Annotated in this window: 18 protein-coding genes; 7 read left to right on the top strand and 11 right to left on the bottom strand. The window is 69.1% G+C overall.

Annotated features, from left to right (window positions below; all coding sequences use genetic code 11):
• Positions 1–91: 91 nt before the first annotated feature.
• Positions 92–1,111: a GlxA family transcriptional regulator gene (locus tag RBJ77_RS52900; RefSeq protein ID WP_372351509.1), complete on the top strand. Its 1,020-nt coding sequence runs from the start codon at positions 92–94 to the stop codon at positions 1,109–1,111.
• On the top strand, positions 1,108–1,467 hold the full coding sequence (locus RBJ77_RS52895; RefSeq protein ID WP_372351508.1) for a VOC family protein: 360 nt from the start codon (positions 1,108–1,110) through the stop codon (positions 1,465–1,467). The genes RBJ77_RS52900 and RBJ77_RS52895 overlap by 4 nt, the downstream gene beginning before the upstream one ends.
• Here the strand turns inward: RBJ77_RS52895 and RBJ77_RS52890 are convergent.
• From RBJ77_RS52890 to RBJ77_RS52865, 6 genes are all read right to left on the bottom strand, one after another.
• Positions 1,464–1,961 carry a DUF2867 domain-containing protein gene (locus RBJ77_RS52890; protein WP_372351507.1) on the bottom strand — a complete coding sequence of 166 codons (498 nt, stop codon included), beginning with the start codon at positions 1,959–1,961 and terminating at the stop codon, positions 1,464–1,466. The two genes, RBJ77_RS52895 and RBJ77_RS52890, sit on opposite strands and share 4 nt — an antisense overlap.
• Positions 1,951–2,259 (bottom strand): hypothetical protein, encoded by a 309-nt coding sequence (locus RBJ77_RS52885; RefSeq protein ID WP_372351506.1) that lies wholly within the window; start codon positions 2,257–2,259, stop codon positions 1,951–1,953. Before RBJ77_RS52885 ends, RBJ77_RS52890 begins: the two co-directional genes overlap by 11 nt.
• Before the next feature lie 119 nt (positions 2,260–2,378).
• The gene (locus tag RBJ77_RS52880) at positions 2,379–2,606 is read right to left on the bottom strand and encodes a VOC family protein (protein ID WP_372351505.1); all 228 of its coding nucleotides are present in this window, start codon (positions 2,604–2,606) and stop codon (positions 2,379–2,381) included.
• Positions 2,607–2,780: 174 nt separating this feature from the next.
• The gene (locus tag RBJ77_RS52875; RefSeq protein WP_372351504.1) at positions 2,781–3,599 is read right to left on the bottom strand and encodes a hypothetical protein; all 819 of its coding nucleotides are present in this window, start codon (positions 3,597–3,599) and stop codon (positions 2,781–2,783) included.
• A gap of 471 nt (positions 3,600–4,070) precedes the next feature.
• Complete coding sequence (locus RBJ77_RS52870) at positions 4,071–4,271, bottom strand: DUF397 domain-containing protein (protein ID WP_372351503.1); 201 nt, start codon at positions 4,269–4,271, stop codon at positions 4,071–4,073.
• A complete protein-coding gene (locus tag RBJ77_RS52865; protein WP_372351575.1) occupies positions 4,268–5,116 on the bottom strand; it encodes a helix-turn-helix domain-containing protein in 849 nt (282 codons plus the stop codon). Before RBJ77_RS52865 ends, RBJ77_RS52870 begins: the two co-directional genes overlap by 4 nt.
• A 216-nt stretch (positions 5,117–5,332) precedes the next feature.
• Between RBJ77_RS52865 and RBJ77_RS52860 the strand changes: the two genes are divergently transcribed.
• Both RBJ77_RS52860 and RBJ77_RS52855 read left to right on the top strand, forming a co-directional pair.
• Positions 5,333–5,959, top strand: coding sequence for an ATP-binding protein (locus RBJ77_RS52860; protein ID WP_372351502.1), 627 nt, complete (start codon positions 5,333–5,335; stop codon positions 5,957–5,959).
• Between the two features lie 123 nt (positions 5,960–6,082).
• The gene (locus tag RBJ77_RS52855) at positions 6,083–7,015 is read left to right on the top strand and encodes a YDG/SRA domain-containing protein (protein ID WP_372351501.1); all 933 of its coding nucleotides are present in this window, start codon (positions 6,083–6,085) and stop codon (positions 7,013–7,015) included.
• A 135-nt stretch (positions 7,016–7,150) separates the two neighbouring features.
• Here the strand turns inward: RBJ77_RS52855 and RBJ77_RS52850 are convergent, their stop codons facing one another.
• The 4 genes from RBJ77_RS52850 to RBJ77_RS52835 form a co-directional block, all read right to left on the bottom strand.
• Positions 7,151–7,618 carry a hypothetical protein gene (locus tag RBJ77_RS52850; RefSeq protein ID WP_372351574.1) on the bottom strand — a complete coding sequence of 156 codons (468 nt, stop codon included), beginning with the start codon at positions 7,616–7,618 and terminating at the stop codon, positions 7,151–7,153.
• Positions 7,619–7,731: 113 nt separating this feature from the next.
• Positions 7,732–9,531, bottom strand: a complete 1,800-nt coding sequence (locus tag RBJ77_RS52845; RefSeq protein ID WP_372351500.1) for an alpha/beta hydrolase — start codon at positions 9,529–9,531, stop codon at positions 7,732–7,734.
• Positions 9,532–9,534: 3 nt separating this feature from the next.
• Positions 9,535–9,963: an amino acid ABC transporter permease gene (locus tag RBJ77_RS52840; protein ID WP_372351499.1), complete on the bottom strand. Its 429-nt coding sequence runs from the start codon at positions 9,961–9,963 to the stop codon at positions 9,535–9,537.
• A gap of 262 nt (positions 9,964–10,225) precedes the next feature.
• Positions 10,226–11,269, bottom strand: coding sequence for an SEC-C metal-binding domain-containing protein (locus tag RBJ77_RS52835; protein ID WP_372351498.1), 1,044 nt, complete (start codon positions 11,267–11,269; stop codon positions 10,226–10,228).
• Positions 11,270–11,629: 360 nt separating this feature from the next.
• Here RBJ77_RS52835 and RBJ77_RS52830 point away from each other — a divergent pair, with 360 nt between their 5' ends.
• From RBJ77_RS52830 to RBJ77_RS52820, 3 genes are read left to right on the top strand one after another with little or no spacing between them, the layout of a single operon-like run.
• On the top strand, positions 11,630–12,433 hold the full coding sequence (locus RBJ77_RS52830) for a class E sortase (protein ID WP_372351573.1): 804 nt from the start codon (positions 11,630–11,632) through the stop codon (positions 12,431–12,433).
• Positions 12,434–12,444: 11 nt separating this feature from the next.
• On the top strand, positions 12,445–12,648 hold the full coding sequence (locus tag RBJ77_RS52825) for a DUF3311 domain-containing protein (protein ID WP_372351497.1): 204 nt from the start codon (positions 12,445–12,447) through the stop codon (positions 12,646–12,648).
• On the top strand, positions 12,645–14,153 hold the full coding sequence (locus tag RBJ77_RS52820; protein WP_372351496.1) for a sodium:solute symporter: 1,509 nt from the start codon (positions 12,645–12,647) through the stop codon (positions 14,151–14,153). The genes RBJ77_RS52825 and RBJ77_RS52820 overlap by 4 nt, the downstream gene beginning before the upstream one ends.
• Here RBJ77_RS52820 and RBJ77_RS52815 read toward each other — a convergent pair.
• Complete coding sequence (locus tag RBJ77_RS52815) at positions 14,122–15,540, bottom strand: MFS transporter (RefSeq protein WP_372351495.1); 1,419 nt, start codon at positions 15,538–15,540, stop codon at positions 14,122–14,124. The two genes, RBJ77_RS52820 and RBJ77_RS52815, sit on opposite strands and share 32 nt — an antisense overlap.
• Between the last annotated feature and the right edge of the window lie 57 nt (positions 15,541–15,597).

Here is a 15,597-nt window from a genome sequence, read left to right as displayed (position 1 = left end):
CGCCGCGGCGGGCGGGCCGGTGGGCCGGGCCGACGGGTGAGACGGCGGTCTCGGGCTGCCGTGCCCCGGCCCTCCGTGAAAGGGTCCAGCCATGGCGGGACGACAGCACGGGGACGACCAGGGGCCCCCGGTGGGGGTGTCGCCGGTGGCGGTCCTGGTCAGGGACGGCGTCCTGCCCATGGAACTCGGCCTGGTGCACCAGCTCTTCGGCGCGGCCCGCGACCCGTCGACGGGGGAGCGCCTCTACGACGTCCGCACCTGCGCGCCGCGCCCCGGCAGGGTCCGTACGGACGCCGACTTCCCGATCTACGCGGAGCACGGCCCGGCGACGGCGGCGCAGGCGGACACGCTCCTGATCCCGGCCTCCCACGAAGCGGACGAGACGCTCCGACCCGGCTCCCTGCCACCGCAGTTGGCGGAGGTGATCGGATCGGTCACGGCCCGGGGCGGCCGGGTGGCATCGATCTGCACGGGCTCGTTCGTGCTGGCGGCGGCGGGCCTGCTCGACGGCCGCCGCGCGACGACGCACTGGATGTCGTCGGCCCTCTTCGCCCGCACGTTTCCCGAGGTGACGGTCGACGCGGACGTCCTCTACGTCGACGAGGGCGCGGTCCTGACCTCGGCCGGCGAGGCGGCGGGCATCGACCTGTGCCTGCACATGATCCGCGAGGACCACGGTGCGGCGGTCGCGGCGGAGGTGGCGCGCCGCACGGTGGTGCCGCCGCACCGGGAGGGCGGCCAGGCCCAGTACATCCGCCGCCCGCTGGAGGAGCCGGGCCTCACCTCGACGTCGGCCTCGCGCGCCTGGGCCCTCGCCCGACTGGCCGAACCGCTGACCCTGGCCGATCTCGCGGCCCGCGACGCCATGTCGGTCCGTACGTACAGCCGCCGTTTCCGCGAGGAGACGGGCCTCACCCCGATGACCTGGCTGGCCCGCCAACGCGTCGACCGGGCACGGGAGTTGCTGGAGCAGACCGACTACACGGTGGACCGGGTGGCGACGGAGACCGGCTTCGGCACGGCGGTGTCGCTGCGCCAGCACTTCCAGGCGGTGGTGGGGGTGTCGCCGGGGGCGTACCGGTCGACGTTCCGGGGGAGGCAGGGGAGATGACCGTACGCAGAATCGTCCCGAACGTCCCCGTGGAGTCCCCCGAGGCCCTGGCGGCCAACCGCGCCTTCTACGGCGCGCTGGGCCTGGCGGAGGCCATGGACCTGGGCTGGATCCTGACCATGACGTCGCCGACGAACCCCACGGCCCAGATCAGCTTCCTCACGCACGACGAGACGGCCCCGGTGGTCCCGGACGTGAGCGTGGAGGTGGACGACGTGGACGCGGTCCACACGGCGATGAAGGCGGCGGGCGCCGACATCGTCCACGACCTGCGGGACGAGGACTGGGGCGTCCGCCGCTTCTTCGTACGCGACCCGCAGGGCCGGGTCGTGAACGTCCTGAGCCACCGGTCCTAGGCGGCGGTGGCGGCCCGCAGGGCCCGCGGCACGATCACCCGGTGGAACGGCTGGATGGCCCGCAGGTACAGATACCCGCCGGTCCCGTGGAACCGCACGACGGTCGTGCACACCCCCACGGCCCCCTGACCACCGCCGGATCGACGCACGGCGAAGGAGGTACGGAAGTCGAGGTGCCGGTCGTCGTCCCCGCACAGCACTTCCTCGGGAGACACCGCCAGTACCCGGAAGGGCCCGACCTTCCGCCCCACTTCCACCGCGGTGGCGGACGGCCCCCGCTCCTGCACCTGAAGCCCGAAGGGCGCGACGAGCCGGTCCCGGGCACGCAGCAGCCCGTGCACCCACCCCGGGGTACCGGTGAACACGCGCCGGGTGAACTCGACCGCGTCGACACCCGCGGGCAGCGGCACGGCAACGGCATCCACGTGGTCGTAGCCGCCGAGACTCGCCACGGCGGCCGCGATCACCGGTCGTACGGCCCGGTCAGTGGGCACGCCGGTCGACCACCACGTACGACGTGGCGGCCACGGCCCCGGCGACCCCGAAGACGGCGGGCCACGCCCCGACCTTCTTGGCCAGCGGATGCGACCCGGCGAACGCGGCGACGTACGCCCCGGTCAGCGCCCCCGCCACCTTCCCGCCCCGCACCTTGGTCCACTGCGTGGCGGCGGCGGCCCCCGCCACCGCGAGCACGGCCCCACCCAACTGCCGCTTCTTGGTGAACCGGGCGACGGCGTACCCCCCGACGAGGCCGGCGGCGGCGATGGGGGCGGTAGGAATGCGGGCGGCCATGAAACCCTCCGGCAGGTCGGCAAGTCGGCTATGTCAACGCTGACGCCCTTCGACGCCATTTGCGAGGCTACGCCGGGCCCCACGCCCGCACTCCGACGCCCCCTGAACTGTGCCCCGGGTCACGCACCCCAGGTCCTGGCCCGCGCCGCGAACACCTCCGCCTCACTGTGAACGGGCACGACACAGGCGATGTGCCCACCAGGAACCCGCAGCACCCGGCACCCGGCCCACTCCCCGACCTGCACGGCCCCGAGCCCCACCAGCCGGGCGGTCTCGGCGTCGACGTCATCGGTCTCGACATCGAGATGCACCCGAGGAGCATCCCCATCCCCTCCCAGGGCCTGCACAGCGGCAAGGCCCCGTCGATGGCCCCGTGCAGGATGGTGAACTGCTCGTTCCCCACTTCCGTCTCGACCTCGACCCCAAGGGCCTGCCGCCAGAACTCCACGGCGTCCCCGGCCTGCTCCTTGGGCGTATCGATCAGTACGGCGAAGAGACGGCTCCGATGCATGAACACCACGCTAACCAGAACACGCCGCGAGCACCCCCACCCCCGAACTCTCCCCACAGTCCCGGCACTTACCGCTCTCCTGCCCCCACGGCAACGGATCCCGGCACTCAGGACACTCGAAGACCCGCCGCCACGCCCGCTTCCGCGCGGGCCGCTTCCGCACCAGCCGATCGGCGATGAGCCGTGCGGCGGAGTACACCTTGGCGGGCAGCCCACTGCTCACGGCATCGACGATCTCGGCGGCGGAGGCCCCCCGCTCCAGCCACACCCCCACCTCGGGCACCAGCTCCCGCACCCGCCGCTCGGACAACTGAAGCCGCGGATCGACCACCCCGAGCCGCCGCAGAATCCGGGCGCTCTCGGCGGCCCGAGGATCACCGAGGCCAGGCTCCACGGGCTCCACAGCCTCCGCCTCCGCAGCGGGAGGGCAGGGAGGGCTTTGTCCCCCGTCTTCATAGGAGTCCATCCCCCCGTCAGGGGAAAACGCTCCCGATTCCCCGGTTCCCACCCGCCCGGGAACCGGCTCACCGGCCGCCGGAACCTCGTACACGTCAACGCTGGAGACGATCCGCCGAGTAGCAGGCTCCCGCTCGGTCCGAGTAACCCAATACCCCAGCTCCCGCAGCTCCTTGACGGCCTTGGACACGGCGAGCCGCCCCTGCGGGAACCCGTCACTCAGCGTCCGGACGTTGACCTGGGTGCCGCTGGGCAGCGACAGAACGTAGACGAGGATGCCGCGCGCAGTATGGGACAGACGCGGATCGCGGATGGCCTTGTTGGCGATGACGGTGAAGTCCCGCTCATGCCGGCGGATACGATGAATCTGCATGGGGAGTTGGTGCTCCTGATGCCGGACCCCCGGAGGTTGGCGCCTCGCGGGGGTCACCTGTGTATGGACTTGTTCACGGGGCGGTGGTGTCGCCTGGACGGAGAGTGACACAGCTGATCCAGGAACACCAAGCCATGGCCTGAGCTCCCAACACCCTTCCAAGTAACAAGAGTTGCGAACCGCACCGCAGAAAAGCCCGCACTCGCCCACCCGCAGGGAGTGGCGGCCACCCCCGAAGGCCGCCTTCCGCCCTGTGACGAACACCGCTTCCCCAACGAATCCCCAGCCGGAGAACGCCAGCCCCAACTAGCTGACAGGCAAGGTCGATAGGGAGGGAGGCATCAGCAACCACCCACCGGCACCAGCCACGCAATCCAATAGAGCAGCCCACCGGCCCGCACCCGACTCAATCCACACTCACCACCCCACCGGTGCAGGGCGCCGGACCTGGACCTCCACCTGCGGAAGACGTCAGCGCACCGAGCGGAGGAACTGGGACCATGCCCGTGTTCCGAACCGGATGATGTCGCCGTCGACGGCCTTGGAATCGCGTATCAGGGCGCCTGTGCCCAAAGGGGCCGCACACTCCAGGCACTCGCCCCCCGCCCCGTTGCTGTGGGACGACCTGCGCCAGGCGAGCTGGTTCAACTCGGCAAGTTCATTGGGGCTCATCGCGCGTGCTCCTTGAGGATGCTCTTCACCAGTTGAGGAGAGCGCTGCGGGCTCAAGGCTGCTGCCCTCAACCCGTTGAATGCCCTCGTGTATTCGTGAACATGATGCTCCCCCTCCAGGTATGTAGCGTCGGTGATGCCGTCTCGATAGACGATGTCGGGGTCGTGCTGGTCGGGGAACCCCAAGATCGTAAAAGGTCCGGTGACTGGATGGGTGCCGGAGTCGAACGGTAGGACCTGCAACGTGACGGCTGGCAACTCTGCGACTTCAAGCAGACGTTCAAGCTGCTCACGCATGATGGAGCGGTCGCCGATAACCTGTCGGAGGGCGCACTCGTGGACGATGAACCACGCCTCGGGCGCTCCCGAGCGCGTCAGCATTTCCTGACGTTCGAGCCGTACGCGAATCGCCCGATCTGCGTCCTCCGGCGCCATGTGCGAACCGGCGACGTGCAGTTCCGTCATGTACGACGTCGTCTGCATCAACCCCGGCACCAACTCGCACTGGTACTGCCAGAACGACGAGGCTTCCTGTTCCAGCCCGATATAGATGTTGAACCACTCGGGTACGCCCGAGCCGTGAACCTGCCACCAGCCCTTCATCTTGGCCTGTCGCGCGAGTGACTTGAGGAACTCCCGCATGTCATCGCTGGTCTGGTAGAGGCGACTCAGGGCGTCAACGTCAGAGGGCTGAACGCGTCCGGTCCCGGTCTCCATCCGGTTCACCTTGGAGGCGCTCCAGTCCAGCTCGGTCCCGACCTGTGCACAGGTCAGGCCGCTAGCTTCGCGGAGCTTCTTCAGTTCGATCGACAGCCGCCGTCGTCGCGCCGTCGGGGATCCCGCCATTTTGTCGCCCTTCTCGCTAGCGAGGTCAGTCTCCGCGCCAACGCGTGCGCTTGCCAATCACTCAATGGTGGGAATCCCCTCGTGCAAATTGCACAAAGCGATGTGCGGCAGTCACGCTGTGTGGATGGCCCTAGGAGACGCGGTGTGCCAAGCACCGTCCAAAGAGGTCGAGTTGATCAATGGTGGCGGTAGCGATCCTCTACAGGGAGGAAGCCTGTGACGCAGCAGAACTGCGTGTTCCGCAAGCCGTGGGACATGGCCTTCACGGCGGAGCCCATCGAGGTGGTTGGCCTGCGGCGAATCGTCCGACTCCACCTGAGGTACTGGGGGTTGCGTCACCTCATTGAAGCCACCCAGCTCTGTGTGTCCGAATTGGTCGCCAATGTCATTACTCATGTGGGACCTGGTACGCCCACCGGACTCGCCTTGTCGATGCACGGGACGTATCTGCGCATCGAGGTGCAGGACCCCGACCTGCGAGCTCTTCCCACACTCCTTGACGCCGCTGATGAGGCAGAGACTGGACGCGGTATGAGGTTGGTTGATGCCCTCGCTGATCGTTGGGGCGTGCTCCTCAAGGCGGACCGCAAGGTGGTCTGGTGTGAGTTGGCGACCGGGCTTCGGTACCCAGGAAGCCACGTGGCAGACAACCGTGTTGATCGAGCCGAAGCGCTCCTTCGCCTCTATCGAGGGGCCGGTGACCTGACCAGTGCTGACCCGCTGCTGGACAAGCCGGCTGTGGTGGCCATGGTCGCAGATCTGCTCCGGTGGTCCTGTGCTCACGGGTATGACCCGGAGGATGTACTGGAGGGCGCGCACTCAGTCTTGGAGGCCGAAGGGTAGGCGTGCCTGGCTGCGTTCACGGGCACGTTGCTGGCGATCAATTCAAGCCAATGTGTGATCGTTTAGTGCCCAAATGGCGCGGAGCCAAGCGGGGGTTGACCGGTGGTTCGGCAGCATGCATGCATGTCGACTCCATCGCGCAGAGCCCCCAAGAAGATCTACTTCGGACCTCCCCCTGGCGTCGCCCCAGGCGAGTGGTTCAGCGGGCACGCTGAACTCTATGCGGCGAACGTGCATCGGTTCAGTGGGCAGGGGATCTCCGGGTCGGATCGCGAGGGAGTTGACTCCATCGTGGCGAGTGGTGGGTATGCGGCTGATCGCGACGAAGGGGACGTCGTGATCTACACAGCCATGGGTGGTGACCCTGACAAGCAGCGCCATATAACCAAGGATCAAGAGCTGACCGGGCGCAACGCAGGGCTGGTTCTCAATGAGCGAGAAGGTCTACCGATTCGTTTCGTGCGGGGCTTGGATATCCGGAGCGGGAAGGCGCGCGGCGGCTACCAGTATGCGGGCCTGTACCTCGTCGAGGAACATTGGAGCTGCCGTACGGAGCGCGGCCACCTCATGTGGCAGTTCCGTCTCGTCAGAGACGAGGGAGAGGTTGTTGCAGACGACGTCGCGGTTGAGGCCGACGACGACATGACTGACCTTGAGCGCGCCACGGCCCGCTACATCACCGCTCAACGCCGAGTCCGAAACACGCGGGCGTCCCGCAAGGTCAAGTCGATCTACGGCAACGTCTGCCAAATTTGCCGTGTCCCTGTGGTCGTCGACGCGGGTGGAGTCCCGTACAGCGAGGGGGCTCACATACAGGCTTTGGGCGAGCCCCATCGCGGCCCGGACGTTGTGTCGAACATCCTTTGCCTGTGCCCCAACTGTCATGTGAGGTTCGACAATGGTGCGCTGCTGATCACGGATGACCTCAAAGTCGTGGATGGCTTCACGCACGAGCTGATAGGCAACCTCAACGTTCGGTACAACCAGCACCGCATAGGAATCGACTTCCTGCGACAGCACCGATCCCGCTGGGCTGACAGAAGCCAAGGGCTTTGACGGGCGCTGAGGACTGTCCCGTAACTGATCGCCGATTGACCAAGATGGTAGCCGCAGGGGATCTTCCAGGCCCTACGCGGTTTCCGCGCACTGGCCGGTTCCGTAACCAGCAGTTGCGGGACAACCCTAGGAGGGCTACTTACTGGAAGACCAGAAGTCGGAGTGCACGTTGGGCGTGGGAACCTTCTTCCCGGAATAGTCAGTTCCCTTGCCCGATGCGGTGGGCTGCGCCACCTTGGACTTTTCGACGCACGCCGTTTGGACATCGAGGAAGAACTGGCCTTTGTAGCCCACGGTCAACCCCATCTTCAATACCCCGTCACCAGCATCGGCAAAGATGGCGGGGAACTCCTTGTCGGAGTTGACTTTGGTGATTTTATAGCCCGACTTCTTCCAGTTGCGTTCGATGAATCCGAGCAGTGCCCCTCTCTGCTCCTCGGAAACTTGGGTCATGACCGCTGCGCGGCGCGTGACGTCGCCAAGTTCCGGGGCATCGGTACACGTTCCGCTGTCAGATGCATCGTGCGTCCACTCCAGCGAAGGCTTCACCGAAGAAAAGGTCTGAGCGATTAGGGCGTCGGCCTTGTCTGCGGCCTCCTGCATGTTCACGCTGGAACTCCTTGGTGAGGTACTGGAGTTACTGTCACCGCTTCCGCCACAACCCGCCACAAAACCTATGGCGAGGGTGGAAATGACGATCCGAGTGGGGAGAGATTTCACCGCGGAGCCTCTGTCGTGATCGAGTCTGAGTGGCCGGCGACGATCCTAGCGATGTTGTCTGCTGCTGAGGGATTGCGCTGCGGATCGAAGTATCCGGAATGTGCGGGAGTTGCGCCGTCACCGGACAGTACGGGCAGAGGACCGTCGCCGCTCTCCATCCTGATTGCTCCGAAGCCCTTGCTCGCAGGGTCTCTACCGAACCAGATCTGGTCGTCTCCCTTTGTGGCCACGCTGACGGCAGGGCTTGCACCAGTGAGTACGTCCGTCAATGACGGCAGTTTCGTCACGGGGTCATTGTCGGCAGAGCCGACGAACACGTGCCCCTTGCCGACGTTCAGTTCCGAGGCGCTCTGGGCTCCGGTTCCGGGGCTGCCGAGCAGCACGACGTCATCAGCCCCGGGGATCCCGCCGTCCTGTCGTGCGGCTGTCCCGACGGTCAGCGAACCGTAGGAGTGCCCGATCGCGGTGATGTGCGGGTCCTTGTTCTCATTGGTCGCCTGGATGCCGTCCATGAAGGAGTTGTAGGCGGGAGCGCCGTTGTCCGCGTCGGTCGTCGACATGACGTCCTTGAACCCCGGTGCGTCGTACCCCAACCAGACGATGGAGGCGCTGGACGGGTCGTACCTCTGGGCGCCCTTCGCGGTCTGGTAGGCGCGGCGCACAGTGTCATCCGCGAAGTCCGCGTTGAGAGTCGTGCCGAGGCCCGGGACGTACGAGGACACGTTCCGTGCGGTGTCGGGGTTGCCGTAGCTGACGATGGCCCGACCGTTCCCCTCGGTGCCGATCCCCAGCAGATACATGGGCGGGTGCGAGTCCTGGGACAGCTTCGCCTGGATGCCCTTCAGCCCTGCGAGCTTGTCCTGTGCGCCGTCGGCGGTCTGCCCTTCCAGGCTGGCGATCACCAGCGGAAGACTTTCTCGGTTCGCTTCGTCTCGGGCCGTAGCGGGGATGCCGTCCAGGTTGCCGATCACGTCGGGGAAGGACGCGATGTACTCCTGGCGCTCCTCCTTACTGAGGTGATCCCACCATTCCTTGCGCTCGGCCGGTGACTTGTCCAGCACCTGATCCGCCAGGTACTGCCGGGCAGCGTTCTCGACTGCGTCAACGTCCTTGGCTACGTTCGCCCACGTCTTGGTGCTGACGGCGAGGCCGGGTTCGGCCTTGAGCTTGTTGAGCGCCGAGCTGTAGCGCTCGTCGATCTCCCGTGCTTCCCGGAGGGCGTGAGCGATGCGGTCGGCAACGTCCTGGGCCTTGGCGCGGTGCGGGTTGGGGCTCTTGAGTCCCGGGGAGGCAGGTCCCGTTCCAGGGTCGTACTTCCCGGTGCCGTCGCGGTAGAGGCCATCGTTGCCGGGACCGATGAGACCGTTGTTGCCCAGCGCCGTGCCGCCGGGGATCTGCTCTCCGGTGGTGCTGTTCTCGCCCCCGGCCGGGTAGTCGATGCTGCCGTTCGCGTTGACCGTGTACCCGAGAACGAAAGCGTCGTCCAGCGCGGCGCGTAGCTGCCGTCTCGGCGCTTCGAGTTCGGTGGCCAGGCCCTCCAACGTTCCGCGGATCAGGCCGGTTTCGGTGTGGACGTAGTGATAGTTGTCGCTGAGTCGCTTCAGCCGCTTCACGGCGGAGCGTGCCGAGTCGCTGTCCTGGGTCTTGGTGAGCTTGCTGCTCATGTCGGCGTCGACGCGTTCGCGCGCGTGATCGGCGAACTTGGAGGCCGCGGACCAGCCGTCGACGGCATCTGTCAGCTCGGACAGCTGAAGGTCCCGTAGTTGCTGCCAGGTCAGGGCGGAGGTCGTGGTCATCGCCTACTCGCCCCTTCGGGTGCCAGGCACGGTCACTGCCCTGCTCTTGTCGCCGACCTGGGCGTCCACCTCACCGAGGTCCACAGCCACCTGCCGGAGCTTGGGCTCCAGGGCTCCGCATTCGTCACGTACGCGGCCGAGCCGGTCGTTCCATGAGGTGAGGACCGACTTGAGGGCGGTCGCGCTGGCCAGTCCGGCGAGGCCGGTGGTGACACCCTCATGGGCGGAGCGCAGGTTGACCCGAGCGGTGATCGTGCTGGTCTGCAGTTCGTCGGCTGCGGCGGCTGCCTTCGTCCACGGGCCGCCCTTGTGCTTCAGCGTTCCGCCGCCACCGGTGCCCTCGCCGGAAGTCCCGGGGTAGCCCCCCTCGCCCTGGAGACTGTTCATCTGCATGTGGCTGGCCTTGAGCTGTTCCCACTCGTCCCACGCCATCCGTGGTCTCCTCCCCGTGCCCCGGGCTGTGTGCCCGAGGGAGCGCCATGTCAGGCCCGTGTGACCTATGAGGCTGCCGTTGTGACGTTACGGGGCGGTTGCGCTGCGTAACGTCCGCGCGATCACTCAAATCGGGCCTGAGTATCCGTACTCAGATAAGGCCGATCCGAGCCGCTATTGGGGAGGTAGCTTGAATTGCTGGCGGTCCTAGCGATGCCTCGCTAGGACCGCCATCGCGTGCGAGCGACTTTCACCGGCAGGCTCAGCCCGTGCTCCCGTGACACGCCCCATAAGCGCTCCCCGACCCACACCAACACACCGCGTCCGCCTCCGGCGGCCAGGAAACCGCCCGCCCCCGCGCCGCCAGCGTCGTCGCGTACTGCGGCAGCAGCGACGCCTCGCTCGGTGACGAGGCCTCCGAGGCGGCGAAGGCCTCGTAGGACGGGACCGTGCCCGTGACGATGCCGAGGTTGCCCGTGCCCGACGCCGACAGTTCCCTCAACGCCTCCTCTATCGACGCCAAGTGAGCCTCGTAGGAGGGGTATTCGGAGGTCAGGGACGGGTACGCCGCGATCAGTTCCGCGTACTCCGTCGAGGACCAGTGCAGGACCGCCACCGGGAACGGGCGGGAGAGGGCCTCCCGGTACGAGCCCAACTCCGCCCGCAGGCGGGTGATCTCGGCCTGGAGTTCCGCCGGGTTCTCCGAGCCGAGCGCCCACAGCCGCTTCGGGTCGTGGAGTTCGTCGAGGGAGACCGCGGTGCGGTTCGCCTCGTCGGCCAGGGCGTCCCACTCGTCGTGCGGCGCGCCCATCAGGCGGCGTACGCGGTGCCGGCCCAGGAGGAGGGGGTGCCGGGGGAGGGGGGACGGGGAGCCCGGGGCCCGTTCCGCGGCCGGGACCAGGAGTTCCAGCGCCTCCGTGAACGTGTCGTGCGCCTCTTGCAGCTCGTCGTGGGATTCGAGGGACTCCGCCGCGATCACCCAGGGCGCGGGTTCGCGCGGAGCCGTCGTGCGGATGCCCGTGATGATGGCGCGGGCCTCGGCCTCGTGGCCGTACTCCCAGAGGTTCGCCGCCTTGAGGGCGCGGACCAGGGCGGGGGCCTGGACGTCGGGGGAGGCGAGCAGGGCGTCGTAGTGCGCGGTCGCGCGCTCGCGGGCGTCGGCCAGTTCGTAGTGGGCGGCGGCTTGGAGGAGCAGCTGCTCCGCGTCCTCGGGGTACATCGCCGCCGTGCGCTCCAGGCGCTCGGCTTCCGCGACGTGGTCGGCGCGATCGTTCTCGGCGGGCGTGGCAGGCGTGTCGGGGCGCATGGAGGACACGGTACTGCCGCGGGCCCGCGTGCGGACCGCCCCCATCGGGCCCGGTCAGGAATCCGGACCGGTCAGGATTCCGGACCGGTCAGGATTCCGGACCGGTCAGGATTCCGGACCGGTCAGGATTCCGGACCGGTCGCCCGGGTGGGCTCAGGCGGGCGCCGCCGCCCGTCTTGTCCGTCAGCGCGTGCGCGAGTCGAGTCGGCTGATCATGCTCCGTTGACCCATGAGGAGGCGAGGGAGAGGCAAGGTGTCGTCAATTTGCGCGTGGGCATGGCGAGTTGGCGGTGTGCGATCTATCTTGCGCGCGTGCCGCAGCGTACGCGTACGGACGATCACGACGACCGGCGACCCAGCATCGTGGCCCACGGGCACCGCCCCGCCCGGCCCGTGCGGTCGCCCGGTGTCCGGCTGCTCTGGACCGGGGCCGAGGCCGCCGTCACCCTCGGTCTCGTCCTCCTGCTGCTCGTCGTGCACCAGCTGTGGTGGACCAACCGGGAGGCCAAGGCGGGGGCCGAGCGGCAGGTGCGGTCCCTTGAGCGGGAGTGGGGGCAGCCACAGACGCAGGGGGAGGAGCCGTCGAGCGGCGGTGGGTCCACCCCGGCGGGCGGGGCCGACGACGATCCCGCCGTCGGAGGCACGGGAGGCACCGGAGGCACGCGCGCCGCGCCGCAGTCCCGCCGCACCGCCGCCGCGCCCCGCCCGAACTGGGACCAGGCCTACGCCATCCTCTCCATCCCCCGCCTCGGCCTGCGGGCCCCCGTCGCGCAGGGCGTCAGCAAGCCGAACGTCCTCAACCACGGCTACGTGGGGCACTACCCGGGCACCGCCCAGCCGGGCCGCGCCGGGAACTTCGCGCTGGCCGGGCACCGCAACACCCACGGCGAACCGTTCCGCTACATCAACCGGCTGCGCCGCGGCGACACGCTGACGGTCGAGACCAGGAGCGCCACGTACACGTACACCGTCGACAGGAGCCTCGCGCAGACCGCCCCCGGTGACGGGGGCGTGATCGGACCCGTGCCGCGCAGTCGTGTCGTGCCGTCCGCCGGGTACGACGAGCCCGGGTACTACATCACCCTCACCACCTGCACCCCCGAGTACACGTCCAAGTACCGGCTCGTGGTGTGGGGGAAGCTGAGCTCGATGCGGCCCCGTTAGGCTCCTTCCTCGTGATCAACCGGCCCCACCTGCTCTGGCTCCTCGTGCCCTTCGTGCTGTACATCGGCGCGCTCCCGTTCGTGAACCGCGTCGAGCCCGTCGTGCTCGGGCTGCCGTTCCTGTTCGCGTGGCTGCTCGCCGCGACGCTCGTCACGCCCGTCGCCGTGTGGCTGACCTGGCGCGGGGACCGCAGGCTCAAGGAGCGCCGCTCATGAGTGACGGAGCCGTCGCCACCACCCTCTTCGGCGTCTTCATGGCCGTCACCGTCGCCCTCGGGCTGCTCGCCGTGCGCGGCAAGGGCCGGGGCGGCGGGCTCGCCGAGTGGTCGGTGGGCGGGCGGTCGCTGGGGGCCGTGTTCATCTGGGTCCTGATGGCCGGCGAGGGGTACACCAGCTTCAGTTATCTGGGCGCGGCCGGGTGGGGGTACAACTACGGCGCCCCGGTGCTGTACGTCGTCGCCTACATGTCGTGCGGGTACGCCGTCGGCTACGTCGTCGGACCCATGCTCTGGGCGTACGCGCGCCGGCACGGGCTCGTCTCCATCACCGACATGGTCGCCCACCGGTACCGCAGGCCGTGGCTCGGCGCCGCCGTCGCGATGCTGGTCACCGTGTTCCTGCTGCCGTACATCCAGTTGCAGATCACCGGCATGGGCGTCGTCGTGTCGACCATCTCGTACGGCGCGATCAGCCTGAACTGGGCCTACTTCATCGGCTTCGCCGTCACCACCGGGTTCGTCGTGGTGAGCGGGCTGCGCGGGAGCGCCTGGGTGTCGGTGCTCAAGGACCTGCTCGTCATCGTCACGCTCGCGTTCCTCGCCCTCTACGTGCCCGTGCACTACTTCGACGGGTACGGGGACTTCCTGCACCGGATCGTCGCGGAGAAGAGCGCCTGGCTGACGCTGCCGGGCAGCGGCGGGTCCCCGTACGGGCAGGCGTGGTTCGCGACGACGACGTTCCTCAACGCCCTGACCGTGGTCATCTTCCCGACCACCGTCGCCGGCTACCTGGGCGCGCGCAGCGCGGACGGGCTGCGGCGCAACGCCATCTGGCTGCCCGCCTACAACGTGCTGCTGTTCGTGCCCATGTTCCTCGGGATGGCGGCGCTGTTCGTCGTGCCGGGGCTGACCGGGGCCGACTCGAACCTGGCCCTGTTCAAGCTCGTCGTCGACTCGCTGCCCGCCTGGGCGGTGGGGATCACCGGGGTCGCCGCCGCGCTGTCGTCGATCGTGCCGATGGCCGTGTTCATGCTGGTCATCGGCACGATGTGGGGGAGCAGCGTGTTCTCGCTCGTGCCGCGCTGGCGGGGTTCGTCGCAGGCGCTGAAGGGCTGGTCGCAGCTCGTGGTCGTGGTCGCGGGGACGGTCGCCCTGGTCCTGACGTACGCCGCGCCCAACACCCTCGTACGGCTCTCCCTCATCTCGTACGAGGGGATGGCGCAGCTCGTGCCGATGCTGCTGGTGGGGCTGCTGTGGCGGCGGTTGAGCTTCGTCGGGGCCGTGAGCGGGCTGGTCGTGGGGGTCGGGGTGGTGTGCGGGCTGGTGTTCGGCGGGCACGATCCGGTGTTCGGCGTGAACGCCGGGATCGTGGCGCTCGCCGCCAACCTCGCGGTCACGCTCGCGGTGACGTACGCCTGCCCGGCCGACCGTGACGCGCGGCCGGACAGCGAGGTGCTGGCCCGGGATCCGGTCAGCGAGCCGGACGCCGTTCCCGCAGGGTGAGCAGGAGGGCCGCCGCGGCGAGGGCGAGGGCGCCGGAGACGATCAGCGCCGTGTTCGTGCCCGTGTCGAGGGCGTGCCGTGAGGTGCCCGTGGACGTGGCGAGGGCGATCATCAGGGCGACGCCGGCGGCCGAACCGATGTAGCGGGCCGTGTTGTTGGCGCCCGAGCCCATCGCGGCGCGGCCGGCCGGCACCGATTCGACGGCGAGCAGCGGGAGCGCCGCGTTGAGCAGTCCGCTGCCGACGCCGGAGATCGCCAGCCCCGGCAGCAGGCGCGTCCACTCGCCCGAGCCCGCCGCGCCGAGCATCGTCGCCACCGCCAGCGCGTGCAGCGCGAACCCCACGGCCAGCTGGTGGCGCGGCGACACCCGGCCCGCGAGCCGCCGGGCCTGGAGGGCGACGGCGAACGACGTGCCGGACCAGATCACGAACAGTCCCGCCGTGCCCATCGGCGTGACGCCCATCGTGCGCTGGACGAGCGTCGGGACGTAGCTGAAGAGCGCGATGACCGACAGGCCGGTGAAGAGCGCGCCCGCCGTGGAGGCCAGGAAGAGGGGGCGGCGCAGGAGGGAGAGGTCGAGCATCGGCGTCGCGCTGCGGTGCTCGACCGCCACGAACGCCGTCAGGAGCACGGCGGCCGCCAGCAGGAGTACGCCGACGGGGGCGCGCAGCCAGCCGTCGCGGCCGAGCGTGAGCGCGGCGAGGAGGGCGACCAGGGCGAGGCCCAGGGCGAGGGCGCCGGGCAGGTCGGGGCGGCCCGCGCGCGGTGAGCGGGACTCGGTGAGGGCCCGGGGCGCGAGGAGGGCGACCAGGACGGCGGCCGCGGCCAGCACCCCGTACGCGGAGCGCCAGTCGGCGAGGTCGGCGACGCCGCCCGACACGACGGGGCCGAGCGCGATGCCGCCGCTGACGAACGCGCCCCACACGCCGGTGGCCCGTACCCGGCCCGCCGGGGTCGGGAACGCGTGCACCAGGAGGCCCAGGCTCGCGGCCAGGATCGCCGCCGACGCCGCGCCCTGCGCGATCCGGGCGAGCGTGAACAGCAGCGTGTTCGGGGCGAGGGCGCCGAGCGCGGTCGTGAGGCCGAGGGCGAAGGTGCCGAGGACGAAGGCGCGGCGCCGTCCGTAGTCGTCGGCGAGGCTGCCCGCGACGAGGAGCAGCGCGGCGAGGCCGAGCGGGGCGCCGTTCAGCAGCCACGCCTGCGAGGAGAGCGCCGTGTGCAGGGACGCGGCCGTGTCGCCGAGGGTGACCATCGGCGCGGTGTACGTCATCAGGGCCACGGCCGTGGCGGCGCTCGTGACGGCGAGGGTGGCGGCGGGGCGGGGCGCCGTGGCCGTGGCTGCCGAGGGGCGTACGACGGCTGGTTCCGTACGGACGGGCTGGGACATGGGTCGGCCATCCAGAAGTCGGTTCATCGGTAGGTTCAGTGATTGAACTTGAACGGT

Source organism: Streptomyces sp. KL116D, assembly GCF_030766975.1.
Lineage (GTDB): Bacteria > Actinomycetota > Actinomycetes > Streptomycetales > Streptomycetaceae > Streptomyces > Streptomyces longispororuber_A.
Note: the sequence above shows the minus strand (reverse complement) of the source record. Positions and strands in the feature narration are given on the sequence as shown.